This is a genomic window from Arthrobacter sp. R-11 (genome assembly GCF_049913155.1).
In the GTDB taxonomy this organism is placed as follows: Bacteria; Actinomycetota; Actinomycetes; order Actinomycetales; family Micrococcaceae; genus Arthrobacter.
On the sequence record NZ_CP183979.1, the window covers coordinates 3,278,849 to 3,305,315 of the forward strand.

General features: G+C 67.1%; 26 protein-coding genes. 16 read left to right on the forward strand and 10 right to left on the reverse strand.

Annotated elements, in window-relative coordinates:
• Positions 1–94: 94 nt before the first annotated feature.
• On the reverse strand, positions 95–829 hold the full coding sequence (locus tag ACN9M4_RS14910) for a permease (RefSeq protein ID WP_426299164.1): 735 nt from the start codon (positions 827–829) through the stop codon (positions 95–97).
• Between the two features lie 290 nt (positions 830–1,119).
• Here ACN9M4_RS14910 and ACN9M4_RS14915 point away from each other — a divergent pair, with 290 nt between their 5' ends.
• The 12 genes from ACN9M4_RS14915 (at position 1,120) to asd (ending at position 12,946) form a co-directional block, all read left to right on the forward strand.
• A complete protein-coding gene (locus tag ACN9M4_RS14915; protein ID WP_070350330.1) occupies positions 1,120–1,818 on the forward strand; it encodes a winged helix-turn-helix transcriptional regulator in 699 nt (232 codons plus the stop codon).
• Positions 1,819–2,073: 255 nt separating this feature from the next.
• Entirely contained in the window at positions 2,074–3,045 is a 972-nt protein-coding gene (gene mshD, locus ACN9M4_RS14920; protein WP_426299166.1) for a mycothiol synthase, read from the forward strand.
• 104 nt (positions 3,046–3,149) lie between these two features.
• Positions 3,150–5,399, forward strand: a complete 2,250-nt coding sequence (locus ACN9M4_RS14925; protein ID WP_426299168.1) for an RNA degradosome polyphosphate kinase — start codon at positions 3,150–3,152, stop codon at positions 5,397–5,399.
• A 9-nt stretch (positions 5,400–5,408) separates the two neighbouring features.
• Positions 5,409–6,392, forward strand: a complete 984-nt coding sequence (locus ACN9M4_RS14930) for an NUDIX hydrolase (protein WP_426299170.1) — start codon at positions 5,409–5,411, stop codon at positions 6,390–6,392.
• An 81-nt stretch (positions 6,393–6,473) separates the two neighbouring features.
• Positions 6,474–8,108 carry a hypothetical protein gene (locus ACN9M4_RS14935; RefSeq protein ID WP_426299172.1) on the forward strand — a complete coding sequence of 545 codons (1,635 nt, stop codon included), beginning with the start codon at positions 6,474–6,476 and terminating at the stop codon, positions 8,106–8,108.
• Positions 8,105–8,497: a GntR family transcriptional regulator gene (locus tag ACN9M4_RS14940; RefSeq protein ID WP_426299174.1), complete on the forward strand. Its 393-nt coding sequence runs from the start codon at positions 8,105–8,107 to the stop codon at positions 8,495–8,497. Before ACN9M4_RS14935 ends, ACN9M4_RS14940 begins: the two co-directional genes overlap by 4 nt.
• 9 nt (positions 8,498–8,506) lie before the next feature.
• Complete coding sequence (locus tag ACN9M4_RS14945) at positions 8,507–9,310, forward strand: thymidylate synthase (RefSeq protein ID WP_426299176.1); 804 nt, start codon at positions 8,507–8,509, stop codon at positions 9,308–9,310.
• On the forward strand, positions 9,307–9,870 hold the full coding sequence (locus ACN9M4_RS14950; RefSeq protein ID WP_426299178.1) for a dihydrofolate reductase: 564 nt from the start codon (positions 9,307–9,309) through the stop codon (positions 9,868–9,870). The genes ACN9M4_RS14945 and ACN9M4_RS14950 overlap by 4 nt, the downstream gene beginning before the upstream one ends.
• 3 nt (positions 9,871–9,873) lie before the next feature.
• On the forward strand, positions 9,874–10,095 hold the full coding sequence (locus ACN9M4_RS14955) for an NF038396 family protein (protein WP_426299180.1): 222 nt from the start codon (positions 9,874–9,876) through the stop codon (positions 10,093–10,095).
• A 13-nt stretch (positions 10,096–10,108) separates the two neighbouring features.
• Positions 10,109–11,506: a hypothetical protein gene (locus ACN9M4_RS14960; RefSeq protein WP_426299182.1), complete on the forward strand. Its 1,398-nt coding sequence runs from the start codon at positions 10,109–10,111 to the stop codon at positions 11,504–11,506.
• A 23-nt stretch (positions 11,507–11,529) separates the two neighbouring features.
• A complete protein-coding gene (locus tag ACN9M4_RS14965; RefSeq protein ID WP_426299184.1) occupies positions 11,530–11,727 on the forward strand; it encodes a hypothetical protein in 198 nt (65 codons plus the stop codon).
• Between the two features lie 88 nt (positions 11,728–11,815).
• Positions 11,816–12,946, forward strand: coding sequence for an aspartate-semialdehyde dehydrogenase (asd, locus tag ACN9M4_RS14970; protein WP_426299186.1), 1,131 nt, complete (start codon positions 11,816–11,818; stop codon positions 12,944–12,946).
• Between the two features lie 70 nt (positions 12,947–13,016).
• Here asd and ACN9M4_RS14975 read toward each other — a convergent pair whose 3' ends face one another.
• Positions 13,017–14,153, reverse strand: coding sequence for a winged helix DNA-binding domain-containing protein (locus tag ACN9M4_RS14975; protein WP_426299188.1), 1,137 nt, complete (start codon positions 14,151–14,153; stop codon positions 13,017–13,019).
• Positions 14,154–14,224: 71 nt separating this feature from the next.
• Between ACN9M4_RS14975 and ACN9M4_RS14980 the strand changes: the two genes are divergently transcribed.
• On the forward strand, positions 14,225–14,686 hold the full coding sequence (locus ACN9M4_RS14980; protein WP_426299190.1) for a hypothetical protein: 462 nt from the start codon (positions 14,225–14,227) through the stop codon (positions 14,684–14,686).
• Between the two features lie 28 nt (positions 14,687–14,714).
• On the opposite strand, the gene ACN9M4_RS14985 is transcribed toward ACN9M4_RS14980, so the two are convergent.
• The 8 genes from ACN9M4_RS14985 to ACN9M4_RS15020 form a co-directional block, all read right to left on the reverse strand.
• Positions 14,715–15,782 (reverse strand): UDP-N-acetylmuramate dehydrogenase, encoded by a 1,068-nt coding sequence (locus ACN9M4_RS14985; protein WP_426299192.1) that lies wholly within the window; start codon positions 15,780–15,782, stop codon positions 14,715–14,717.
• A 9-nt stretch (positions 15,783–15,791) separates the two neighbouring features.
• Positions 15,792–17,048, reverse strand: a complete 1,257-nt coding sequence (locus ACN9M4_RS14990; protein ID WP_426303491.1) for an MFS transporter — start codon at positions 17,046–17,048, stop codon at positions 15,792–15,794.
• Between the two features lie 65 nt (positions 17,049–17,113).
• Entirely contained in the window at positions 17,114–17,551 is a 438-nt protein-coding gene (locus ACN9M4_RS14995; RefSeq protein ID WP_426299194.1) for a MaoC family dehydratase, read from the reverse strand.
• Between the two features lie 2 nt (positions 17,552–17,553).
• Complete coding sequence (locus ACN9M4_RS15000; RefSeq protein WP_426299196.1) at positions 17,554–18,015, reverse strand: FAS1-like dehydratase domain-containing protein; 462 nt, start codon at positions 18,013–18,015, stop codon at positions 17,554–17,556.
• Positions 18,016–18,059: 44 nt separating this feature from the next.
• Positions 18,060–18,284 (reverse strand): DUF3188 domain-containing protein, encoded by a 225-nt coding sequence (locus tag ACN9M4_RS15005; RefSeq protein ID WP_426299198.1) that lies wholly within the window; start codon positions 18,282–18,284, stop codon positions 18,060–18,062.
• Between the two features lie 81 nt (positions 18,285–18,365).
• Positions 18,366–19,316 (reverse strand): DUF2797 domain-containing protein, encoded by a 951-nt coding sequence (locus ACN9M4_RS15010; protein WP_426299200.1) that lies wholly within the window; start codon positions 19,314–19,316, stop codon positions 18,366–18,368.
• 2 nt (positions 19,317–19,318) lie between these two features.
• A complete protein-coding gene (locus ACN9M4_RS15015) occupies positions 19,319–20,182 on the reverse strand; it encodes an HpcH/HpaI aldolase/citrate lyase family protein (protein ID WP_426299202.1) in 864 nt (287 codons plus the stop codon).
• A 104-nt stretch (positions 20,183–20,286) separates the two neighbouring features.
• Positions 20,287–23,244, reverse strand: coding sequence for a hypothetical protein (locus ACN9M4_RS15020; RefSeq protein WP_426299204.1), 2,958 nt, complete (start codon positions 23,242–23,244; stop codon positions 20,287–20,289).
• A 390-nt stretch (positions 23,245–23,634) separates the two neighbouring features.
• Here ACN9M4_RS15020 and ACN9M4_RS15025 point away from each other — a divergent pair, with 390 nt between their 5' ends.
• The 3 genes from ACN9M4_RS15025 to ACN9M4_RS15035 are packed head-to-tail and all read left to right on the forward strand — an operon-like array spanning position 23,635 to position 26,467.
• Positions 23,635–24,666, forward strand: coding sequence for an ABC transporter substrate-binding protein (locus ACN9M4_RS15025; RefSeq protein WP_426299206.1), 1,032 nt, complete (start codon positions 23,635–23,637; stop codon positions 24,664–24,666).
• Entirely contained in the window at positions 24,666–25,556 is an 891-nt protein-coding gene (locus ACN9M4_RS15030) for an ABC transporter ATP-binding protein (protein ID WP_426299208.1), read from the forward strand. The genes ACN9M4_RS15025 and ACN9M4_RS15030 overlap by 1 nt, the downstream gene beginning before the upstream one ends.
• Positions 25,556–26,467: an ABC transporter permease gene (locus ACN9M4_RS15035; protein WP_426299210.1), complete on the forward strand. Its 912-nt coding sequence runs from the start codon at positions 25,556–25,558 to the stop codon at positions 26,465–26,467. The genes ACN9M4_RS15030 and ACN9M4_RS15035 overlap by 1 nt, the downstream gene beginning before the upstream one ends.

The window sequence follows — 26,467 nt, forward strand, 5'->3', positions numbered from 1 at the left end:
GCTGGCGAACCAGGCCATGGAGATGCTGGCCAGGCCGAGCAGGACAAGGAAGAAGATTTCAAAGGCAAGAACAGACATGATGCCATCCTAACTGTTAGTAGATGAGTAGTTTGTCGATGAAGTAGCAAAGCGAACCCACGGCCCACACCGGTGCCACCCCCATGCCCAGGACGGCGGCCAAGTTGAGCCGGCCCGGCCGCAGGGTGACCATGCGCCGGAAGCTCAGGAGCACCGAACCCATCACCACGCCCACCACTGCCGCAGCCGCGACGGAAATGTTGGAGAACACCAGCCCGGCAAGCGGGGCAACCAGCCCGGCGGCGGCGATGCCCAGCGGGGCCACGATCCGGTCCGGCCAGCGCAGCAGCCCGGTCAGCAGCGCCACGGCCGCGCTGAGGCCGGCCACCAGCACCATCTCCTGTACGCCGTTGAAGCGCACGCTGGCGATCCAGCCGGCCCCGAGGCAGCTGAGCAGGACACCGGCGCAACTGCCCAGGGTCGATTCAAGGCGCTGGGCCTGGCCGGTGCCGCGGACCAGCTGGACGATGAAGACAGCGATGACGCCGGTGGCGATGAACGCGGGGACGTAGTCGAGGAAGCCGGGCGCCGGCGCGTACGCGGCGGCGAGGGCGGAGCCCATCCCGCTGAGGGCGATGACAGCGGCGAGGGTCTTCTTCGCAGGAACGGCCAGGAAGTGCGGCCAGCCGATGCCGACGACGGCCGCTGCCACGATCCCGACGCCCACCATCACCCCGGCGGGGGCATACGATCCGGCGACGATGACCGCGAGTGTGACGAGGCCGACCACCCCGATGTTCCAAGACTTCACTGCGTTCCTGACTTCATTGCGGCCTGCGTTCAGCGGCGGACCCGGCGTTGAACATCCTTCGCCCATCCTGCCCTATGCGGCCGAAATATGTCGCCGAAGTTGCTGCAGACTGCCCTAATCCATGTCCTCGATTCGCCCGGCGGGTATACTCAAATGTCAAACAGCGATCGCATTGCCGGGTCCTTACCCGAGGTCCCTTTCGGGGGTAGCCGGCTTCACGACGCAGTCAGACGCCGGTGGAAGCCCGGTCCAGACGCCCGATGATGCGCGGCCCGCCCCTTGGAGGAACTATGTCGCACATCCTGCTCCTGACGAACAGCCCCGGCTCGTCCGTGGACATCCTGCCGGCCCTGGAGCTGCTGAACCACCGCGTGCACATCCTGCCGGCAGAACCCACTGCGCTGCTCGACACCGACCCCACCGACGTCGTCTTCCTCGACGCCCGCAAGGACCTCGTGGGCGCCCGCTCGCTGACCCAGCTCCTGAAAGCCACGGGACTCAGCGCACCACTGATGCTCATCCTCACCGAGGGCGGCATGGCCGCCGTGTCCTCGGCCTGGTCCGTGGACGACATCGTGCTCGACTCCGCCGGTCCCGCGGAAGTCGAGGCCCGCATCCGCCTGGCCATGGCCCGCGCTGTGCCCGAAGAAGAGGAAACGCAGAGCGAGATCCGCGCCGCCGGCGTCGTCATCGACGAGGCCAGCTACACCGCACGGGTCAGCGGACAGCCGCTGAACCTGACCTTCAAGGAATTCGAACTCCTCAAATACCTGGCACAGCACCCGGGCCGGGTCTTCACCCGGCAGCAGCTGCTGACCGAAGTCTGGGGCTATGACTACTACGGCGGCACCCGCACCGTGGACGTCCACATCCGCCGGCTGCGGGCCAAGCTGGGTGCCGACCATGAAAACCTCATCAGCACGGTGCGCAACGTCGGCTACCGCCTGACGCTCGTCAGGCTGCCGGACGACGAGCTTTCGGACGCCTGAGAGCTTTCGGACGCCTGAGCCCGACCACTGGGGGCACATTGCAAAACAGGGAAGGCCCGGACTGAGTCCGGGCCTTCCCTGTTTTTCGTGGTGGAGGACATACGGGTCGAACGTATCGAGGCCGCCCCACTGGCGGATCCCCCTCGCAGTCCGCTCCGAAGAGCCGGACGAAACATAGACCTTACAGGGCCGCGGCAGTTCCGGCAAAACGGATACCGCGGGTGCAATCCGCCGCAGGGCGTATAGCCTTGCTGCATGAGTCTTGCGCATCCGGAAAAATGGCCGGTCCTCGCCGTCGATGGCGCCGCGGACCCGGAACTGCTCAGGGACATCAAATCCCTGGCCGCAGCCGCGGAAGAGGCGGACGGCAACCCGCCGTTGTCCGAACAAACACTGGTGCTGCTGCGTGGCGCAGGCTCCTCGGAGCATCCGCTGAGCACCTTGGCTCTTTACGCCCCGGACGAGGACAGCGACCCGTCCAGCGGCGAGGATCTGGCGGGGGTCGCCGTCGTCGTCGGGGAAAAGGACGGCACCGGGGTCCTCGAAATGGCAGTGCACCCCAGCTACCGCAGCCAGGGCGTCGCCGGACGGCTGCTCGGCTACCTGCAGGACACCCGCGGCCTGAACGGGCTGAACGCGTGGTCCCACGGTGACCACGCCGCCGCTGCGCGGCTGGCCGCCCGCTTTTCGTATGGTCCCGTCCGGGAACTGTGGCGGATGCGCCTCATGGCCTCGACCTCTGAAATGCCCGACGCCGGCCTCCCGGACGGCGTAACACTGCGCGCCTTCGTGCCGGGCCAGGATGAGCCGGCGTGGCTTGCGGCTAACAAAGCGGCGTTCGCACACCACCCGGAGCAGGGGTCCATGACGCTGGCCGACCTTGAGGCGCGCATGGCCGAGGACTGGTTCGATCCGGCAGGCTTCCTGCTTGCAGAAAACAGCGCAGGCGAACTGCTCGGCTTCCACTGGACCAAGGTGCACCCGGGGCACGGCGGGCACCCGCCCATCGGCGAGGTGTACGTGGTTGGCGTGACTCCCGCGGCGCAGGGCATGGGACTCGGCAAATCACTGACGGTGGCCGGGATCCGGCACCTGGAACAGCACGAGCTGCATGCGGTGATGCTCTACGTGGATGCAGACAACACGGCCGCCGTCACGCTATACCAGAAACTGGGATTCGTCCGCTGGGATGCGGACGTCATGTACGGGCCGTTAACAGAGAATTAACGTGCCGCCGGGTGGCGGCTTCATGCACCGGTCACGCGGAATTCCGCATCGCGGAGATACTTGTAGGGTTGAAGGAAACCCGCTGAAGAATGAAGGAGAATCCGATGAACCCGGAACCGGCAGGAACGGCCAAGACCGAGGTCAAAGGTTCCACTTTGCCTTCCCGCTTCGGCTCCTCCGAGGTACCCGCGTCCAGGGCCACCCAGGACCGCATCGACATCCCCGAATTCGCCCCGTCGCTGGAACCGGAAGGCGATATCTCCCCGGACCGCTTCCTGGACCGGGAACTGAGCTGGCTTGCCTTCAACGCCCGTGTCCTGGAACTGGCCGAAGACCCTGACCTCTTCCTTCTGGAGCGTGTCAGCTTCCTTTCGATCTTCGCCTCCAACCTGGATGAGTTCTTCATGGTCCGGGTGGCCGGCCTCAAGCGCCGCATCGCCACCGGACTTGCCGTGCCCTCCCCCGCCGGGCTGAGCCCCATCGAGGTCCTGGAGCAGATCGGCGAGGCCGCACACAAGCTGCAGGAACGCCATGCACGGGTCTTCGCCGAGCAGATCCGCCCGGCCCTGGCCTACGAGCACATCCACCTAATGCACTGGAACGAGCTCGACGACGAGGCCCAGCACCGGCTGAGCACCATGTTCAGCGAGAAGGTCTTCCCGATCCTCACCCCGCTTGCCGTGGACCCGGCCCATCCCTTCCCCTACATTTCCGGCCTGTCCTTGAATCTCGCGGTGATCGTCCGCAACCCCGTGAGCGACAAGGAACTGTTCGCCCGCGTCAAAGTGCCGGACCAGCTCCCCCGGCTCGTTTCGATCGACGGCCCGCGCGCCGGCGCCGTCCCGGGCCGTGTGGCCCGTTTCATCGCCCTCGAAGAAGTCATCGCGGTCCACCTGGACAAGCTCTTCCCGGGCATGGAAGTCATGGAGCACCACAGCTTCCGCGTCACCCGCAACGAGGACGTCGAGGTCGAAGAGGACGACGCCGAGAACCTCCTGCAGGCCCTCGAGAAGGAACTGCTGCGCCGGCGCTTTGGTCCGCCCGTGCGCTTGGAAGTCACCACGGACATCAACCCGAACATCCGGGCCCTGCTGATCCGCGAACTCGGCATCGAAGAGTCCGAGGTGTACTCGGTTCCGGCCCCGCTGGACCTGCGCGGCCTGTCCGTGATCGCAGGAATCGACCGCGCGGACCTGCACTACCCCAAGCACGTGCCGCATACCTCCCGGTACCTGAACGAATCGGAAACGTCCAAGGCCGCCAACGTCTTCGCGGCCATGCGCCGCAGGGACATCCTGCTGCACCACCCTTACGACTCCTTCTCGACTTCGGTCCAGGCGTTCCTGGAGCAGGCCGCCGCGGACCCCAAGGTCCAGGCCATCAAGCAGACCCTGTACCGGACCTCGGGCGACTCCCCGATCGTGGACGCGCTCATCGACGCCGCCGAAGCCGGCAAGCAAGTCCTCGCGCTCGTGGAAATCAAGGCTCGCTTCGATGAGCAGGCCAACATCTCCTGGGCCCGCAAGCTCGAACAGGCCGGTGTGCACGTGGTGTACGGGATCGTGGGCCTCAAGACGCACTGCAAGCTCTCCCTCGTGGTCCGCCAGGAAGTGGACGGGCTGCGCCGCTACTGCCACATCGGCACCGGCAACTACCACCCGCGCACGGCCCGCTACTACGAGGACCTTGGCCTGCTCACCTCCAACGAGCAGGTGGGCGAGGACTTGTCCAAGCTCTTCAACCAACTCTCCGGCTACGCACCGAAATCCACCTTCAAGCGGCTCCTGGTCGCTCCGCGGTCCGTCCGTTCCGGGCTGATCGACCGGATCGAAGCCGAAATCAGCAACGCCCGTGCCGGATTGCCTGCCCGGGTCCAGATCAAGGTCAACTCCATGGTGGACGAGGCCATCATCGATTCCCTGTACCGGGCGTCGCAGGCTGGTGTGAAGGTGGACGTGCTGGTGCGCGGCATCTGTTCCCTCCGCCCGGGTGTCCCGGGCCTGAGCGAGAACATCACGGTCCGCTCCGTGCTCGGCCGCTTCCTGGAGCACTCGCGGGTCTTCGCCTTTGCCAACGGAAACGATCCTGTGGTTTACATCGGCTCGGCAGACATGATGCACCGCAACCTGGACCGCCGCGTCGAGGCCCTGGTCCAGCTGTCCAGCCGGGAAGACACCGCGGAGGTCATGGACCTGCTGCGGCGCTACCTCGACCCCGGAACGGCGAGCTGGCACCTGGACAATGAGGGCCACTGGACCCGTCACCACCTGGCCGAGGACGGAACGCCGCTACTGGACATCCAGTCCTGGCTCCTGGCCTCGCGGTCCCGCCAGCGGGCAGTAGCCCGGCGGTAGGCAGCAGCGGTGAAGAGCGATACACCGATCGCGGACCAGACCGACCATCCCGGCGAGGAAGTCGCGGTTACCGCGGCAGGGGCCATCCCGTGGCGCCTTAATAAGGGTGCCCTGGAAGTACTGCTGATCCATCGGCCCAAGTACGACGATTGGTCATGGCCCAAAGGCAAGATCGATCCCGGGGAAACCATCCCCGAATGCGCTGTCCGCGAGGTCTTCGAGGAGATCGGCGTCCGGGCAACCCTCGGGATCCCGCTGCCGCCGATCCATTACCACGTCACCGCCGGCCTGAAGGTGGTCCACTATTGGGCCGTGCACCTGAACTCCGCCCTGCTCAACGGGAACGGCATCAAGCCCGACGGCAAGGAAGTGGACGCGGTCATGTGGGCGGGTCCCGAGCGGGCAGCCCAGTACCTGAGCAATCCCAGCGACGTCGCGCCGCTCAAGGAACTTGCGAAGGCCCATGCCAACGGCGAGCTGGAAACCTGGCCACTGATCCTGGTCCGGCATGCCAAGGCCAAGCCGCGGTCTTCGTGGACGAAGGCCGAAGGCAGCCGGCCGCTTGCGGCCACTGGCCAGCGGCAGGCCCTCGCTGTGCAGCGGCTGCTGGAGGCGTGGAAGCCGCTGCGGATCGTCAGCAGTCCGTGGACCCGGTGCGTTGCCACCATCGCCCCTTATGCCAAGGCCGCCGGCGCCAAGGTGAAACTGGTGGATGCCCTGACCGAGCACGCCCATGAGCGCAAGCCGAAGAAGACCGCTGACATTGTCTCCGCGTTGTTTGACAAGCAGCAGGCGGTTGCCGTGTGCACGCACAGGCCGGCCCTGCCGACCATCCTCAAGACGCTGGCCCGGCACATGGGCCCGGAACTCGGCGAACTCTTTCCAAAGGAAGATCCGTACCTGACACCGGGTGAAATGATCGTCTGCCAGGTGTCCCGGGCCAACGGCGGGCGGATCGTCGCCGTCGAACAGGTCAAACCCTTCGACGACTGAATAGCTGCCCTGGCCCGTTGACGAAGCCACTCTTTGTATCAAACACTTAGTACATTGATACAAAGTTTGGGGGTTGTCATCATGGAGTTCTATCTGCCGTCGGCGGTGTTCTTGGGTCCTGCCGCCGGAGCGGCCGTCGTCTACCTGTTCCTGCGCTTCGTGGTGTGGGCGCCACAGACGGGCAGCAGCGCGGCCACGGTGTCCAAGCACGCATTCTGGGTGGGGATCATCGGCTGGATGGCAAGTTCCCTCCAGGGCGCCATGAATGCCGGGATCATCAAGGCCAACAGCGCCCCGGGCAACTATCCGTCCCGTCCCGAGGATCTTGTGACGGCGTTGGGCTGGCCGGTGGCTGCCACCCTCGCCGTACATGCCATCGGCCAGTTGAGCTACCCTGCACCGAAGCAGTCACGCAGGCATGCGGAGCTGTCGATCCGGAGGATCCGCGACTTCCTGCCCCGCGGATTGGCATGGACAACGGCCGCCATCTTCGCCGGTGCCGCCGCGGCGATCATCTGGATCTCCGCACTCCCGGGCTTCGACCCGGTGCAGCCGGTCACCGCGTCGGACGGAAGCTACAGCCGCTCGGGCCAGGACGGCAGGATTCCGGGGGCGGAACTGGCAGCCTGGCTCGGCGGCGGGCTGATCCTGCTGGCGGCCGGCACGTTGCTGGTCCTGTGGCTGATCGCCCGGCGGCGCCGGCTTGAAACGCTCGACGCCGGAGACAACCGGGCGCTGCGCACGCTCGCCATGAACCGGCTGCTCCGGACGGTGGCAACCATCGCCTCCGGACTGGCGGCCATCGCGGGGAACTTTGCCGCGCGTCCTGCTCCCGGCGAACAATACAATTCCTGGTTCAACGCCTTGGGACTGTTCAACCTCATCGTTCTGCTCGCGATGTGGTGGTGGCGTCCCGGGGAGCTGCCGTCCGTCGCCGCAATCGATAAACAGGGTGAAGCCCCGCTCAGCCGGGATACCCACGCACATCCCTCGGCGAGGTTGTCGGCATCGATCGGTGCATGGCTCGGCGTTGTAGCGGCGCTCCCCCTGTTCGGCGGCCTGTTCCTCATCCCGGCCATGGCGGCAGCGGGCAGCTGGGGTCTGCCGGCATGGTTGGCCGTGATCGCCGCCTTGCTGCTGCTTGCCATCGCGGCCGGGGAACTGCTCACCGGCGCGAACTACGGCAGCCGCGACGCCTCCGTCGACTGGCCCCAACAGCCGGTCTCCCGCGGCCTGCTGGGCACGGCCATCATCGGGGCCTTGCTGCTCTGCGCGGTCCTGCTCCTCACAGCCGTGGGCCAGGGCATGCTGTACGAGGTTCCCGCCTGGCCAGCCGTCGTCGGGCTCACCGCTGGAGTCTTTTCGGCCGGGGCCCTCGCGTGGTGGGCGGTCCGCCGCCGGCCGGCCATCCCGGCGCCCGGGAAGACCGCCGGCTTGGATGGTGCATTGCGGGCCATCACCGCCTACCGGATCGTGCGCACGCTGGCCGCCTACTGCTTCGTGCAGACGGGGCTGCTGCTGATGACCTTGAGCCACGCACTGCTGCCGCTGTTCGAGGAACCCAGGAGTTTCGTGCCCCAGGACTCGCCGTTCTCCATTGCGGCGGGAGCCGTCGTCGCCACCCTGGGACTCGCCATCGCCGTGACCCCGGTCCGGTCCCTGTTGCGCGCACTGCCCCGGGCGGCGGGCCAGCACCTTGAAGGTGCTGCGCCGTGACCGGAATCTCGCTTGAACTTCGTTCGGCGGTGCCGCCCTACGAACAGATCCGCTCGCAGATCAGCTCACTGATCGCCGTCGGCTCCCTGGCCCCGGGCAGCAAGCTGCCTACCGTCCGCAGCCTCGCCGCTGATCTCGGCATCGCTGCCGGCACCGTGGCGCGCGCCTACAAGGAACTCGAGGCTGCCGGACTGATTGAGTCCAGACGGCGGAACGGCACCGTCGTGCTCGGCCCAGCCCCTGCGGCGGGAGGCTTCGGTTCCCGCGGTCCGGGCGACACGCCGACGGCGGAGGTGCTGGCCGCCGTCGACCGCCTGGCCGCAGCGACACGCAAGGCAGGACTGGACGCAGAGGCCGTGATCGGGCTCCTGCGCGGGCGGCTAAAGTAAGCTGGATCCGTGAGCATCCCCACCCCTTATGAAGACCTTCTTCGCGATGTCCTGGCCAACGGAACCCACAAGTCGGACCGCACGGGAACCGGCACGCGGAGTGTTTTCGGACGCCAGCTCCGCTTCGACCTGAGCCAGGGTTTCCCGCTGATCACCACCAAGCGGGTGCACTTCAAGTCCCTTGCCCTCGAGCTGCTGTGGTTCCTCCGTGGGGATTCAAACGTGAAATGGCTCCAGGAACAGGGCGTCAGCATCTGGGATGAATGGGCGGACGCCGAGGGCGAGCTCGGACCTGTCTATGGTGTGCAGTGGCGCAGCTGGCCCACTCCCGACGGCGGGCACGTGGACCAGATCGCCGAACTCATGAAGGGCCTGGCGGAGAACCCGGATTCCCGCCGGCACCTCGTCTCGGCTTGGAACGTCGCCGAAATCAAGCACATGGCCCTGCCGCCGTGCCACGCCTTCTTCCAGTTCTACGTGGCGGACGGGAAGCTGTCCTGCCAGCTCTACCAGCGATCGGCCGACATGTTCCTGGGCGTGCCGTTCAACATCGCTTCCTACGCCCTGCTCACGATGATGGTGGCGCAGCAGCTCGGCCTGGAACCCGGCGACTTCGTCTGGACCGGCGGCGACGTGCACATCTACGACAACCACCTGGCGCAGGTCACGGAGCAGCTAAGCCGCGAACCCTACGAGTACCCGCAGCTGCGCTTCACCCACAAACCGGACACCATCTTCGACTACAGCTTCGAGGACTTCGAGGTGGTCGGCTACCAGCACCACCCCACCATCAAGGCACCGGTGGCAGTATGAGCAGCGCAGGATCCCAGGACAGCCGGGAGCTGGCATCGCAGATCGGCCTGATTTGGGCGCAGACCACCAAGGGCGTCATCGGCCGGGACGGCACCATGCCCTGGCACATCCCGGAGGACCTGAAGCATTTCAGCGCGCTGACCACGGGGCATCCCGTCATCATGGGCCGCAAGACCTGGGAGTCGTTCCCCGAAAAGTACCGGCCGCTGCCCGGCCGGACGAACATCGTGGTGACCCGGCAGGAAGGCTGGGCCGGCACGCCCGAGGCGGCGGGCGCCGTCGTCGTGTCCTCGCTCGATGAGGCGCTGCTTGAGTCGCAGTTCGCGCCCGGCAACGCACAGGTCTGGATCGTGGGCGGCGGCGAAATCTACCGGCAGTCCATGGCCCTGGCCGACCACGCCGTGATCACCATCATCGACTCCGAAACCGGCGGCGACACCTATGCACCCGATCTCGGCGAGCACTGGGCAGTTGAATCCACGGATCCCGCAGAGGGCTGGCTGGAGTCGAAGAACGGCACCAAATACCGGATCACCACGTGGCGCCGGACGGAAGACTGAGGAATGCTGAAGAAACCTGAAACCCTGTTCGTGCTCGGCTACATGCTGCTGCCGTTGCTCGCGCTCGTGTCCGCGATCGTCGGACTCACCATGATCCTGGGCGGCAACAAGATCGTAGGCATCATCGTGCTGGTGGTGGTCACCCAGGTGTTCACCTTCGGTGCCTTCTTTGCGCTGAGGGCACGCAAGGCGTCATTGCTGCAGGAGCACGACGCCGAACGGTAATCCATCGATGCCGATGAAAAAGCGTCAGCGACCGTACTACTACAGCATGGGTCCGGACTACAACGTCTACGCATACTCTCCCGCCGAATGGGGTGTCCGCCGCGGGTTTCTGCAGGGCCTGTGGCCCGGAACGATTTCCGGCCTGGCGATCCAGATATCGTTTCTCGCAGTGCCCTTGTTGTTCTCCGCCATTTTGGTGCTTCAGGGCGTCTGGTCCGCCCTGAAGCCGCACCAATTCAACGCCGGAATTGCGGGCTTGTGCATCTACGGCACCACCATCGCGATCAGCGTCTTCCATATCGCCCAGATCAGAGAAGCCCGGAAACTCCGCCGGGACCGTGGGCTGCCGGAACCCGGCCTGGAACTGCCGGACACCGTGGCACGCCGGTGGTTCCTGAGATGGCCCGGGATCATTGCGGATTCGCGCTCGAATTTCCCGGGGAGTGCCGATTCGTACCCGGGCGAGACTGTCGATCTCCCGGCGGGGCTCTCTCACAGGGCGGAACGCAGCCTCTTCTTCGCCACCGGACGCGACCGTTCGGTTATCCATGCCTACACTCCCGGCGAATGGGGAGCCGTCGGAGGAATGCCCAGGGACTGGCGAGCGGCCACGACGGCGGCGGCGATCCTTTTGCTGGCACCAGGCCTCCTGTCACCGGCACTCATTGCCATAGGCATCGGCATGCTGAACACATCCGTGATCGTGTTTGGCGCCGTGCTCACAGCCGTGTTCAGCCCGGCGCTGGCGGGAGTTTACAACGCAGCGGTCCGGGCCCATGGAGCTGCAGCGTTGCGGCGACGCAAAGGACTGCCCACGCCGAAATTCCTGGTGAGTGACGCCGACGCCCGACAGTGGTTCCAGTACTACCCGGGCCGCGTTCCACTCACACGCGCCAACTTTCCCGGAAGCAACGCTCCCTTTCCTGGCGAGTCAGCTGCCGATATGCCCCCGTTCGACATCGAAAGGCCACCCGACGTTGATGCGCTCTTCCCTGCCGATGGCGGATCCGGCGGGCAGCAACTGCGGCAGAAGCGCAACATGGCCATGAAGGCCTGGCACGATGCGGCAGTTGCGGCCGGCCGCGAGCGGCGGCTCGTCCGGACTGAGACAGGCCAGCTCCACAGTTATGCACTGGATGAGCTGGGCCTGAAACCCGCTACCACCGGCAACCAGCTGACATCGTGGTGGGGCATGGCGATTCTGGGCACCTTCAGTGCGTCGTTTGCCGGAGTGCTTGCTTACTTGGGGCTCAGCGGATCGGCTCCCGAAGCGGGGAGTTGGGTTGCGGCGGCACTGTCAGTACTTTTCTTCGGCCTCTCCTGGTTGTGCTTCCACTATGCGGCCGCCGACTACCGGGCGCGGCAGCGCCGCCGCGAACGCGGCGTCCCGGAGCCAGCAAGCCGCACGTGACCCCCTCCCCGTGGAATGACCAAATGGATCCTTCATGGTCCCCGCTCATCGTCGGGCTTTTCATAGCCGTGTTGGTTCTCGCGGTCATCGTCAGCAGCCGCCGGGCTGCCAAGCGGGCCAAGCTGCGCCCGCCCCGGCACCGCGGCAAGCTTCAATCCCAAAAGGGCCGCGTGCACAGCAACGCGCCCAGCCACAACGCGAACCCCAGCGACGGGACCTGACCGCAGGACGCATCATGCCGCCGTCGGGCTTACATACCCGTGACGTAACCGACAGCACCGCATGGGCGCGAAAGTCTAGACTGGTCCAATGACTACAGCAGCTAATCCGTCCGTTGGACTGGTCGGTTGGCGTGGCATGGTCGGTTCCGTCCTGATGCAGCGCATGCAGGAAGAGAACGACTTCGCCAACATCAACCCGGTGTTCTTCTCCACCTCGAACGCGGGAGGTGCCGCGCCTTCCTTCGCTGAAGGCGCCGGCAAGCTCGAGAACGCGTTCGACGTCGACACGCTGGCGAAGCTGCCCATTATCGTCACCGCCCAGGGCGGGGACTACACAAAGCAGGTCCACGGCGAACTGCGCAGCCGCGGCTGGGACGGCCTCTGGATCGACGCCGCCTCCACCCTGCGCATGAACGACGACTCGATCATCGTGCTCGACCCCATCAACCGCGACGTCATCGACAAGGGCCTTGCCAACGGCACCAAGGACTTCATCGGCGGCAACTGCACCGTGTCCTGCATGCTGATGGGCCTGGGCGGGCTTTTCAAGAACGGCCTCGTCGAGTGGGGCACCTCCATGACCTACCAGGCGGCTTCCGGTGGCGGCGCCCGCCACATGCGCGAGCTCCTGAGCCAGTTCGGCACGCTCAACGCCGAAGTGAGCACCGAACTGGACGACCCGGCGTCGGCCATCCTGGACATCGACCGCAAGGTCCTGGCCCACCAGCGCACCGACATCGACGCCACCCAGTTCGGCGTCCCGCTGGCCGGGTCCCTGATCCCCTGGATCGATGCGGACCTCGGCAACGGCCAGTCCAAGGAAGAGTGGAAGGCCGGGGTTGAGACCAACAAGATCCTGGGCACCTCGGACGAGAACCACATCATCATGGACGGCCTGTGCGTCCGCATCGGTGCCATGCGCTCGCACTCCCAGGCGCTGACCCTCAAGCTGCGCGAGGACCTGTCCGTCGCGGAGATCGAGAAGCTCCTGGCGGAGGACAACGAGTGGGCCAAGGTGGTTCCGAACTCCAAGGAAGCCTCCATGGCCGACCTCACGCCCGTGGCAGCCTCCGGGACCTTGGACATTCCGGTGGGCCGTATCCGCAAGCTCGAAATGGGCCCGGAATACATCAGCGCCTTCACCGTCGGCGATCAGCTCCTCTGGGGCGCTGCCGAACCGCTGCGCCGCATGCTGAACATCGCTACCGGCACGCTCTAAGCAACACCTTTCAAGCAAGGTCCCCGGCGGATTTATCCGTCGGGGACCTTGCTTTTCGCGGAATAGCGCCTCAGCCGGCCATGAATTTCAGGTACTTCGCTGCCTGCACCTCGAAGGAGCGCGCCGCCGCCGGCGGCAAGCCCTCCGGGTCGAAGGGTTCAGGCACGACGCCGGCATTTCGGCCGGTGCCGCTCCGCGCCCAAGTGCCTACCACCGTACCGCCGGAGACGATCACCCGTTTGAAGACCCCGTTGCCGCCTGGCACAACTTTCTGGGCGTGTTCCAGCGCGAGGACAAGGCTGCGGTCCTTGTAGCCGAGCAGGAATTCGTCGAAGCCGGGCAAGGCGAGGAGCGTGCGGGCGCCGGGTACGCCGTCGTCGAGCAGGGAAGCCGTTTCCGGCGGAATCCAGTAGCTCGCGCCCTCGAACTCCAGTTCCACCAGCTGGTCCTTGATCCGGCCGAGAGCGGCCTTCGCATCCGTCTTGGGGATCTGCGTCCACCAGCAGAAGTCGTCCAGCGTGGCCGGGCCGTGGCTGCGGAAATACCGGTGCAGGAGTTCGCTGATGCCTTCATCGCGGCCCAGCTTTCGCGATTCCGGAATCCATTCCTCGAACGGCATCAAGAGCTGTTGGCTTGCTGCTTTGCCGTTGCTGCCCGCTAATGGGCCCTGCACCAGCCAGGCGTGCAGGCACAGGGTCCCCAGCAGGTGGACCCCGCGCTGGGCCTTGGTGATCTGGCCGCTTTCCTCAAAGGCTTCGAAGAGCTGCTCGCGGGTGACCCCCTTCCCTGCGGCCAGCAGTTCCCCGGCGATGTCCCGGCAGTGCGCAACGTCGTCGGCTGTGATTCCGAGTTCGCGGTGCCGGCCCGCCACGGCCCGGACCATGCGCCCCCGCGTGATCTCCAGCATCCAGCGCAAGTCCTGTGCCGGGACCAGGTGCAGGGTGCCGCGGAAAGGCCACGAACGGACCACTGTGCCGGAGTCGAGGGCGCCCCGTACATCCGACGCCGTGCTGCCCGGAACCCGCTGCCCCACCGCCCACAGGGCCGAGGCCAGGTCCTGCGCCTGCATGGCCGTCATGTGGCGGACGCATTCCTCCGCCGAGGCGAAGCCTGCAGGCTCCCCGGGAGCGCTGCCCTGGAGGCCCTGGGCAGCGAGCCTGAGGCGGCCCATCGTTTTGGCGTTGAGACGGCTTTTCACGGAGACCATGACCTCATCCTAGGGGCTGTTACCCACCGGGCTTCCAGCCTCCGCACAGCAGCATTTCCTAGGCTGGAGGCATGCTTTTCGGTGAGAGCGGCACGCTCCTGCGGCCCCTGAGCCGGCGCCTGGCAGCCCTTGCCTGGGGCCTAGCCGGCGTCGGGCTTGTCTGCGGGCTGGCCGTCGCGGTCGGCTCGGGCGTGCGGCTCAGCCCTGCCATGCAGGCCGTGCAGGCCACGGGGCTTGCCGGCACCGTGGCGTCCGCAGTATTTCTGGTCCTGGCCATCTTCACCCAGCCCGGGAACGGACAGCAGACGGGGCCGGGGCGAAGGGGAACAGACGAGCAGGCGCGCAGCTTCCTGCTGGCCGCCGTCGTCATGCTGGTGGCAGTGGCAGGCTTCGCGGCCGCCGGCTGGGTCTCCCCCACAGGCCCGTCACCGCAGAGCACCGCGTTCAGCCAGCTCTTCCTGCTGGGAGCCGTGGATTGCGGCCTGACTTTCCTGCTGTTGAACAAGGTCCGGGTGCCGGAGGAAAGGGACTAGAGTTCAGGTTTTCTAGAGTTCAGGTTTTCTAGAGTTCCAGGCCGATCAGCAGCGGCTCGGGGTGCAGTTCGATCCCGAAGCGTTCGACGACGCCGCGGCGCACCTCGCGCGCGACGGCTGCCATGTCTTCGGCGCTGGCGTTGCCCCGGTTGGTGATCGCGAGGGTGTGCTTGGTTGAAAGCGAGGCCCGGCCGCCGGAGACGCTGGCGGCGTCGAGCCCGTAGCCCTTGGCGAAGCCGGCCTGCTCGATGAGCCAGGCCGCGGAAAGCTTCACCAGGCCGGCCGCACCAGCCGGATACTGTGGAGCACCTTCCGGAAGGACCGTGGCGTCCGCAGCGGACACCACGGGGTTCGTGAAGAAGGAGCCTGTGGAGTAGGTGTCGCGGTCCGCGGGGTCGAAGACCATCCCCTTGGAGGCGCGCAGGCGCAGGACCTCGCGCCGGACATCGTTGGCGTAGGCACGGTTGCCGGGTTCGACGCCGAGGGAACGGGCGAGCTCGGCGTAACGGATGGGGGCGCTCATCCGGCCCAGCGGCAGCTGGAATTCGACAGTGAGCACGACGTACCGCGGAGAGCCCTCGACCGTGGTCTGCTTGAGGATCGAGTCCCGGTAGCCGAACTTCAGCTCCGAGTTGCTGAAGGTCTTCACCGCATTGTTTTCACGGTCCCAGGTGCGCACCGAGGCGATGGTCTGCGAGACATCGGAGCCGTAGGCACCCACGTTCTGCACCGGCGTCGCACCCGTTGCCCCGGGGATGCCGGAGAGTGCTTCAATGCCGGACCAGGCGTGCAGCACGGCGTGCTCGACGAACGCGTCCCAGTTGTGCCCGGCCTGGACCACCACCGACACCCCGCCGCACGTGTCTTCGGAGCTGACGGTAAAGCCTTCGGAGGCGATCTTCAGGACGGTGCCCGGGTACCCGGCGTCGGCGACCAACAGGTTGGAACCGCCGCCGACAATGAGCAGCTTCTCCCCCGCGGCATCGGTGGAACGGACGGCGTCGATGATTTCCGCTTCGCTGCTCGCCTCGAGATAGCGGGCGGCGGGTCCGCCCACGGCGGCGGTGGTCAGTTCGGAAAGCAGCGTCTGGGTCACCAATCGAGTCTAGCCTGCGGCCGGCGCCGGCCGTTTGCGCAGGACCGGGGCGAGGAAGAAGCTCAGGGCCTGGAACAGCAGCACGGTCAGCAGGGCGTGGAGGATGCCGAAGTGCTCGGCGAGGAAGCCCAGCACGGGCGGACCGCAGAGGAAGGCGCCGTAGGCGATGGTCGAGGCCACCGAGACCCGGGCCGCTGCGTGGACGGGGTCGTCTGCTGCGGCGGACATGCCGACAGGGAAGCCCAGGGAGGTGCCGAGGCCCCAAAGACCAAGGCCCGCGAAGGCGATCCACGGCACGGGCGCGAACACGAACGTTGCCACCCCGAGGAAGGCCGTGGCCGCACAGACCCGCATGACCGCGACCCGGCCGAAACGGTCCAGCAGGAAGGTCCCAGCGAAGCGGCCCACGGTCATGAAGGTCACGAACACGCCGTAGCCCGCCGCGCCCGCCGCCTCGCTCTGGCCGTGGCCGTCCGCCAGCGCCAGTGCCGCCCAGTCACCTGCCGCGCCCTCCGACAGCGCCAGCCCGAGTACCATCAGTCCGAGCAGCACGGTGCGCCGTTCCCGCCAGGCCATGGCCACCAGCCGCTTGCCGTGCAGCGAAGCGGCTTCCGAGGCCAGGGCCGGGTTGATGATCGGCAGCGGACCCGTGGTGGGATCTTCGAAGGTGTCCGTTTTCCGCGGGCGCACGGGTTTGCGTTGCAGGGCGGTGCCGGTGCGTCCGGCGCTTTCGCGGTCCGCCCGGAAGGACAGGCTGGCGATCAGCACCGCGGCGATCGCGACGGCGCCCACCAGGCCCAGGTGCCACGCCACGGACAGCTTCGCGGCAGCGGCCCAGGCTCCCGCCGCGGCGCCGGCCACCGTGCCCAGGCTGAAGGAACCATGCAGCCAGGGCATCACGTACTTGCCGAGTGCACGCTCAACGGCGGCGCCTTCGACGTTCAGGGCGGTGTTGTAGCAGCCGTTTGCAAGGCCCAGCAGCGCGAGGCCGCACGCTGCCACCACCAGGCTGGAGAGGACCGAGGTGCCCAGGCCGAGCAGGAACAGGCCGCTGCCGCTCAGCACGCAGGCGATCCGTGCCGCGCGGGCCGAACCGAGCCGCAGCACCACCAGCCCGGAGACGGACACCGACGTGAAGGAGGCCGCCGTCAGGCAGAGCAGGATGAGCCCGACGGCGGCCGGAGTGAGTTCCAGCCCGTTCCGCACCGCCGGGAGCCGGGAGACCCAGGACGCCGCGGCGATGCCGCTGGCCCCGTACGCGGCCATGACAGCAAAGCGCCACCGCGCAATATCTGCTGCGGTGGCGCCTTCGCCCCGTTCAAGGATGGTGTTCAAGCGAGCTTCACAACTGCTTGGGACTTCATCAGGACCTTCTGCCCTTCGAACGTAACGGTGAGGTCGATGCGCGCGGTTCCGGCGTCGGCGTCGAGGGCTCCCACGACGCCGGCCACCTCGATCACCGCGCCGGGCGCGTCAGTGCCCGTGGTGTCGGTGACCAGGACGGGTTTGGTGAACCGCGTCTGGTAGTCGACGACGGCGGCGGGGTCGCCGGCCCAGTCGCTCACCAACTGCACGGCCGACCCCATGGTGAACATGCCGTGGGCGATCACCCCAGGCAGGTCCACGCCCGTAGCGAAGGCTTCGTTCCAATGGATCGGGTTGAAGTCGCCGGACGCGCCGGCGTACTTCACCAGGTCCTGGCGGGTGACGTCGATGCTGCGCTTGCCGATTTCCTGTCCGACAGCGAGGTCTTCGATTTTCAGGCTCATGCTTACTGTCCCTCTCCGCGGACCAGGATGGACGAGGTGGTGGTGGCGACGGGGTCGCGCTGCAGGTCCTCGCCGAGCGTGAAGATTTCGGCGCGGGTGGTGATCATGGCACCGCCGCCCATGGCGCGGACGCCGTCCACGTGCAGTTCGGCGCGCAGCTGGTCGCCGGCCACGATGGCGCGGTGGTGGGTAAAGCGCTGGTCGGCGTGGACCACGCGGCTGAAGTCGATTCCGGCTTCCGGATCCTCGATCAGCTGGGCATCGGCACGCTGCGCCACGATGATTGCGAAGGTGGGCGGTGCCACGAGGTCGCTGTGGCCGAGCGCCCTGGCGGCGTCGACGTCGAAGTGGGCGGGGTGGGTGGCCTTGACCGCCCGGGCGAACTCCCGGATCTTCTCGCGGCCGACGTCGTACACCTCAGCGGCAGGGTAACTGCGGCCCTGCAGGTCGGGATTGATTGTCATGGCTCCAACCCTATCGGGCGGGCGGACCTTAGCAGCAGTTGTGACTATTTCCTGAGCGTCCTGCGGATCTGCTGCCCGCGCACCACCAGGCCCACCACGTGCAGCACCAGGCCGAGGCCGATCACGCCCAGGGAGGCCAGGGCCAGGGCCTTGTTCTGGCTGGAGTTCCCGACGATGGTGAGGATGATCCCGACGGCGATCAGTCCCATCGCGCTGAAGACCAGCGTCTTGTAGGCGGTGGAGGCGGTGGCCCAGAATTCGTTCAGCACCAGCCAAGTCTACCGATGCGTTGCGGGGCCTGCTCTGCGTGCTTTGGCGAAGCCATTGGACGTAAAGCTGGCCCAGCAACGCTAGAAGAGGGAGTCCTGGAGCGCGGGAACGTCCGTGTGGTAGTCCCCGAACTCGATCCGGCGGCCTTTGAGCGCCCCAAGGCCCGCGATGAAACCGGATTCCTCGCCCGGCAGGGACACCAGGGCAGTAGCGCCGGTCAGGGAACGGACCGTGAAACCGTGGGCGCCGCCGTCGAACGCCCGCGGGTAAGGGTGCCGCCTCCGGTCATCGACAAGACTGCAGGCTTCCTCCGCGAAGGCAGGCCGCTGCCATTCCTCCTCCACGGTGGAAAAGCCGCCCAAGGCAAGCCTGTCCAGGAACTCGCGCGTGCGGGCGGCGGCCCGCTTGTTGATCGCGGAAAGCTCGACGTCGGCCAGCGGCTCAAGCAGGGAGGCCGCCTTTGCGGCCGACCTGACTAGCTGGACCGTCCCGAGTTCCTGGGTGACGAGGTCTTCGAGGATGCGCACAACGCGGCCGTCCTCGGCATGTGCCACGTAGCTGGCCCGCACGGCGCCCTGTTCCGCGAGCCGCTGCCACTTGCGCACTGCAGAGGCCGTGCCAACCTTCGTGGCGCCGCCGGCGAAAGTGGCCAGGTAGAGCCAGTGCGGCTGCATCAGGTAGGAGCGCAGTCCTGCCGGAACGGAGCCGCCCCGGTGGAAATCATGCATCAAGCGGAAATCGTCGCGGGCAAAGCACGGCCCGCATTGCTTGCCCCGTTCGGCCGGCGCGGCGTCGGGGCAGGGCATGTGAAGGCGTTCCTGTGGTCCGTGGACCTTGCTGCGGCCGAGGCACCACAGCCCCTCGAGCACGCGGAAACCAAGGCTGGCACCGGGGGCAAGCGAAACACGGCCGGGTTCCCCGGAAGGTGCCCGGAAGCGCAGGGCCGGGGACCCGCCGTCGGGCATTCCTCCCAACGGCGGCGGACCGTCCTGTGTCCAAGGACCATCCCAGGCGACGCCGTGAACGAGCATGGCTACAGGGAGGGCTGGACCCCGAAAGCCACGGCGAGCTTCATGATCTTTTCGGCCCGGCCGAGGCGCGGCAGGTCTGAGCCGTCACGGATGACGCGGCCGTTGGCTTCGAAATCGCTCATGAAGTCGGTGGCCCAGGCGACGTCCGAGGGAGTGGGGCTGATGACTTCGTTGATGACGGTGGTCTGGTCGATGGCGAGGCAGAGCTTGCCGGTCATGCCCATGGTCACCGTGATGCCCGTCTGCTCGCGCAGGATGGGGTGGTTGGTGCCGACCGTGGGGCCGTCGATGGGGCCGGGCAGGTTGCCGACGCGGCTGGCGACGACGAGCTTGGCGCGCGGGTACGCCATGGCTTCGGGGGTGGCGGCCATGCCGGTGTCGCGGCGGAAGTCGCCGGAACCGAAGGCGAGGCGGAAGCAGCCCTGGCCCTTGGCGATGTGGTTCGCTTCTTCGATGCCGACGGCGGACTCCACCAGGGCGATCACAGGGGTCTTGCCGTCCATGCGGTGGTAGGACTCGGTGACCTGGTCCGCAGACTCGGTCTTGGCGAGCATCACGCCGAGCAGGCCCGGGGTGCCACGCAGGCCCGCGAGGTCGTCTGCCCAGAAGGGGCTGGTGGCATCGTTGATGCGGACCCATGCCTGGCCGCCGCCGGACAGCCAGTTCACCACGTTTTCGCGGGCGTGGTCCTTCTGGGACGGGTCAACGGCGTCTTCGATGTCCAGGATGATGGCGTCTGCGCGTGAACTGGCCGACTGGTCGAAAAGCTCCGTCTTCATGGCGTTTACGAGAAGCCATGAGCGGGCAATGTCGGCGGGGATGCTGCGGGTGGGGCGCACGGATTCGGTGGTGATGCTGGACGTCATGCATCTACCGTATCCGCCCGGTGGGGGCAATGGCGAAGAAAGCGCCTTCTATGTGATCTTCACTATGAACAAAAAGAATATGACTCCCGACGGCGGCGGGCGCCTCACTTGGGTGCCTCACCTTGCGCCAGGGACAGTACGGCGAGCAGCTTTCCGAGGCCGGGTCCGTTGCCGGACGTGCCCCCTGTCCGGGCCAGGTCATCTGCGAGGGCCTTATCCAGGAGGTTTTGCGAAAGCATCGAAAGGGTCCAGCCCAGCGGCGGATCGACCGCCGGACGGCTCCTCGGCGCAACCACCACTGTGTGGCCGCTGTCCAGGGTATCCAGGACTGCCTTGCTCGCCGTATCGCACTCTGGGTCCAGGCAGACGTCGGCCGACTGACCGAGGCGCTGCAGCCAGGCCCCGGCTTCGACCTGGTTGGCCTTGGCCTTGAGCCCGGCCAGGGGAACGGCAAGCTCCGCGACGGGCGCCGGCACCTTGGCCGCAAGGTCCACGCCCGGCGAATTGCGGATGTAGACGAACACCGGAACCACGTAGGGCTGCCCTGCCGTGCCGGCCTCGGGCCCGCTGTTGTGTTCCTTGACCACCTCGCGCAGGGCGCCCCAGACATCGGAGACAGTGCCGAGCCCGGAGCCTTCGGCATAACCGCCGTCGATGGCCTGGAAGGAACCCGCAGGCGTGCAGCCGTCCTTCCCATCCGCGCCATATCGGACCCTGCCTGCCGGGGAGATGATGGGGAACCTGGCCGAGATCATCGCCGCAGTGGACCAGCGGAGCGCCGTGTCGCAGAAGCGGTTCGCCGGGTCGAAGAAGTCAATGGACACCGGCGGCCCGTCCTCGGAAAGGCACTCCGGGGCCGGAGCCGGCGTCGCTTGGGCTCCCCCTGCCGCACTGAGCTTCAGCTGGCTGAGGACCAGCCGGCAGCCCGAACCGGTGACCGTGGAGTTGAGCATGACGGCGCCGGCGGCACCGCGGGCCGCAGGGTCAAAGGCCGCGTTCAGGAGCGGCGCCTGGCGTTCCCATTCGCGTTCCATCAAGGCCGCGCGATCGTGCCAGCCGAAGTCGCCACGGCTCCGGTTGGGGATCAGCAGGCCGGTGCCTCCTGCAACGAGGTCGGAGACAAGGGCCCCGCCGACGCTGGCGGAGAGCGCCTCGGGAGCCGCAACCGCGTCCGCCGCGGCGGCCAGGTCCGTGCCTTCGCCGCCGTCGCGGGGCGCATACTTGGTGACCAACGCGAGCCCGAGCGAACCCCCGCTGACGCCGCTGGACAGCAGGGTGGCGGTCTTGCCACACGCCGTTCCGGCAAGCGCGCCGAAGACCCTGGTGGTCCAGCTTGCGGCGCGGATGCCACCTCCTTCGGCGGCGACCAGAAGCATTGGGCGGACAGTCTTTCCGTTTCCTGCCGTCGTGTTGCAGGCCGCGGATGTCGCCAGCCAGTCCTTGAACTCGACGTCGGCAGTCCTCCGCTCCGCGGTGGTCGGCTGCCCGCCTGTCCGCGGCAGGTGCATGGCGTCGCCGCCGCCGTTCAGCTGTCCCAGGGCCAGGGCCGCGGCCATCAGGGACAGGATCGGGTTCGCCCGGAAACCCATCCGGTGGAAGACCTCCAGGGGCTGGCGCTGCTGCGCCCAGACGACCACCGCCCCGAAAAGCAGGGCCCAACAGCCGATCCCAAGCACTGCCGTCGCCGACACCCCCAGGAACGCGGTGAAGAAGGACGGCAACAGCAGCAACAGCAGCAGCGGCATGGATCCCAGGGCGAGCACGACATGCTTCAGGTACGGCCATTGGTCAAAACCCCGGCGGGGGTCCGGCCCGAACAGCCGCGGAATCCTGCGGAGCAGGAGGCTTCGGAGGTAGAAGGCACCCCCGGCCAGGACCACGCCGAACAGCAGCAGTCCGCCCACCCACAGCGGCCAACCCGGAGGCATGGACTCCGCCAAGACCCGGTCAACGAGCATCATGGCGGCCGGCCCGACGAAGCTGCGCACCAGGGACATGCCTGCCACTGCTATCAGCAGGACGGCCAGGTTGTCGCCGCCGCACCAGGCGTCGATGGCCCGGCGGCGGTCCCGCGGGTGCGCACGCATGTCCCACTTGGCGCGGAAGCCGAAGGGCGAGCCCAACACCGAGAAGAACTTCAAGACGATGGACACGAGCAGCAGAAGCAGCGGAACGCCGAGGAAGATGCCGTACTGGAGCCAGTTGCTTCGCTCCACCGGGAACCCGGCCAAGGCCATGACGGCGAGCGCGGCAAGCAGGATCGCGGGTCCCGTCAGCCAAAGGCGCCAGCTTGGCGGCAATTCCTGCGTATAGGACTCCGCCCACAGCTTCCAGGCAAGGACGGAACGCAGGCGCCCGATGTATTGCAGGCCCGCCGCAATGAGGGGCACCACCAGCGAGCTGGCGATGAAGGGTCCGGGATTCCCTTCGGCCCACAGCCGCTGGGAATCCGGCATCTGGTCGTTGACGCCCGGGACCGGCAGTAGGGCCAGGACGGCAACCAGCGCGACGGCGGTGACCGTCAGCCGGTGGAACTGCATTGTCCTGGCCAAGCGGAGCAGGCGGCCCCATATCCGCTTCCGCAGCAGCGGCGTGGCCAGGACGCTGATGATGAACAGCGCCAGGAACAACCACTTCACATTGGAGGCGAAGCCCAGCACGCCCGCGGCCGGAGGCGTGGGGCCGGGTTCCCGGATGGCGAAAAGCAGGAGGACACCTTCGGCAACATCCAGGGCAGCCGCCGTGACCGCAATGGTTTTTGGCAGGATCCTGCCCCTAGCCAGCCGGAAAAGCAGGGTGCCGTAGAGCAATGCGAAGCCAAAGTCGAGGGACACGTGCAGGGTGACCAGGGCCGCCAGTTGCCCGTGGGCCGTGTCCTCCAGCCGGGCCCAGACAGACCATGTCTCCCGGACGCCGAACGCCCCGAAGCCGCTGAGGATGGTTACGCTGCTGTTCCCGCCGTCGGGGGTGACGATCCCTGCAACGAGCCGGTCGATCTCGGCCATCGCGATCCACAGGGTGACCGCACAGACCGTCAGCGTTGCCGTCAGCCAGCGCGTCAAGCGCCGGGGTAAGGGTAGAGCCGTTGCCATGACAACCCCCAGCCGGGTGCCTCGTCAGGCGCCCCAGGGGAGACCGCGGGCGCGTGACTGAATAATGCGCCCGGCCCTGTCCCATGTCAATCGACTGTACGAATCCGCTTTTCCCGCACGCCAGGCCAGGCGGTCCGGACGCATGGCGTCACGGGACTTAATCCTGCGACGCACGCGGAAATGCGTCGCAGGGTTGCCTGTGATTTCCCGCCGTTGCGCCGGATTTCCCCCGGTTTCCCGGGGTTTCCGAGCGTTACCCGCAGGCTTTCCACCCCGGTGGCGGATGCGCTTACATCGTTTCCACCGGTCCTTCGAACACGGGCCGGATCCCCAAAACCCCCTACCCGGAAAGTAGCACCCATGAAACTGCACCAGCCCCTGTTGAGCGTCGCGGCCGCCGTCGTACTTGCGCTGACGGTGAGCGGCTGCGGCGGCAACGCGGAGGCAGGTCCCGGCGGATCGGCACAGGCCGGCGGCGGCGAGGTGAAGGAACTGCGCTACCAGGGCTCGGCCAACTCGGTCACGCTGCCCGAACTCGCACAGGACCTCGGCTACCTGGGCGACGTGAAGCTCAAGTGGGTCGGCAACACCACCAGTGGCCCGCAGGACATCCAGTCCGCGGCCACCGGACAGACCGACTTCGGCGGCGCCTTCGCCGGTGCCGTGGTGAAGCTCATCGAGGCGGGCGCGCCCGTCAAGGCCGTGGTCAACTACTACGGCGAAGACGAGAAGACCTTCAACGGCTTCTACGTCAAGGAAGACAGCCCCATTCGCTCCGCCAGGGACTTCATCGGCAAGAAGATCGCCGTGAACACCCTGGGCGCCCATGCCGACGCCGTGATCAACACCTACCTGCGCAAGAGCGGCCTGAGCGCCGAGGAGGCCAAGCAGGTCCAGCTGGTCCCGCTGCCGCCGAACGACACCGAAGAAGCGATCCGGCGGGGCCAGGTCGATGCCGGCGCCCTGGGCGGGGTCCTGCAGAGCAAGGCCATCGCGGCGGGCGGCCTCCGCTCGGTCTTCAGCGACGTCCAGTTCTTCGGCAGCTTCGCCGGCGGACCCTACGTGCTGCGCAACGACTTCATCGCCAAGAACCCGGACACCACCAGGACCTTCGTCACCGGCGTTGCCAAGGCCATCGAGTGGGAACGCACCACTCCCCGCAAGGACGTCATTGCCCGCTTCACCAAGATCATCAAGGAACGCGGACGCAACGAAAGCACCGACGCCCTTCAGTACTGGAAGAGTGTCGGCGTCCCGGACGCCGGAAAGATCAAGGATGAGGACTTCACCCGCTGGGCCGAATGGCTGAAGAGCTCAGGCATCGTCACCAAGGACCTCAGCCCCGCCAACTACTACACGAACGAGTTCAATGAACTCGCAAAGGGGAAGTGATGACAGCCAAGATCAGCCTCAGAAATGTCACCAAGCAGTTCACGGTGCGGCCCGGCAGGAAGTCGGGCGGCACAGCCACCACCCTGACGGCCGTCGACTCCCTGAGCCTGGACGTGCGCGACGGCGAGTTCCTCACCCTGGTGGGGCCCAGCGGCTCCGGCAAGACCACCTTGCTGGACCTCCTGGCTGGCCTGTCCACGCCCACCTCCGGCGAGGTATTGGTGGACGGCCAGCCGGTGACGGGCCCGGGCAAGGACCGGGCCGTGGTCTTCCAGCAGTACGCACTCTTCCCCTGGCGCACCGCTTCGGCCAATGTGTCGATCGGACTGGAAGGCAAGGGACCGGACGGCCGTAAACTCAGCCGCCGCGAACGCGCCGCCAAGGCCAGCGAGTACCTCAAGCTGGTGGGCCTGGCCGGTTTCGAGGACCGTTTCCCGCATGAGCTGTCCGGCGGCATGAAGCAGCGCGTCGCGATTGCCCGGAGCCTGGCCTACGAGCCGGACGTGCTGCTCATGGACGAACCCTTCGCCGCCCTGGACGCCCAGACCCGCGAACAGCTGCAGGAAGAGCTCCTGCGGATCTGGCGGGCCACCGGCAAGACGATCGTGTTCATCACCCACGGCATCGACGAGGCCGTGTACCTGGGCCAGCGGGTTGCCGTGCTCAGTGCCCGGCCGGGCCGGCTGAAGGCGATCGTGGACGTGGACATCCCGGACCGCGACGGCGACGAAGACATCCGTTCCGCGCCCGCCTTCGTGGAGCAGCGGCACAAGGTATGGACCCTGCTCCACGACGAGGTGCGCCTCGCCCAGGGCGCCGGCCACCGCAAGATCCTGCCGGACGGCACTGCCCCCGACGAGCCCGCCACCCACGAAAGGAGCGCCGCCTGATGAGCGCAACACTGACCAAGACGGCCCGCCCCGCAGGCGGTCCGGACGCTGCCCCGGGTTCCGCCGTCGGGCAGGCCGCTCCCCCGGAAAAGCCGGCGACCGCGGCCTTCACCGCGGCGGCCGTCGTCGCCAGGGATGCCGCCTCCCGCGCCGGATCCGGACTCTGGAAAGCCACGGGCATCCTGGCGTTCCTGGCGCTGTGGGAATTCGCTCCTGCCTACCTCGTGGCGCCGTCCACCCGCGTCTTCCTGCCGCCCCTGCACGAGGTGCTGCTGGCTTGGGGGAAGCTCTTCGAAAGCGGCTCCATCCAGGGCCATCTGGCGGCGAGCCTGAGCCGCTCCGTGGCCGGCTTCGGCATCGCCGTGGTGGCGGGCGTGTCCCTTGGGCTGCTGATTGCCTGGTACGGCCGGCTCAATTCGGTGCTCAACCCGCTGCTGGAGCTGTTCCGCAACACGGCTGCCTTGGCGCTGCTTCCGGTGTTCACGCTGCTGCTGGGCATCGGCGAAGAATCCAAGGTGACGATCGTGGCCTACGCGGCGTTCTTCCCGGTGCTGCTGAACACGATCGCCGGAGTGAAGACCGTGGACCCGCTGCTCATCCGGGCGGCGAAATCGCTGGGCCTGAACAGCTTCCGGCTCTTCCAGAAGGTGATCCTGCCTTCCGCAGTACCGACGATCTTCACCGGCATCCGGATGGCCGGCACGGCCTCGATCCTGGTGCTGATCGCCGCGGAAATGGTGGGCGCCAAGGCCGGCCTGGGCTACCTGATCGTCAATGCCCAGAGCAGCTTCCTCATCCCGGACATGTACGCCGGCATCCTCACCGTCTCCTTGCTGGGCCTGGGCGTGAACTTCCTGCTCGTGGCCCTGGAGCGGCACTTCTCCCGCTGGCGCACCGCCGTCGGGGCCTGA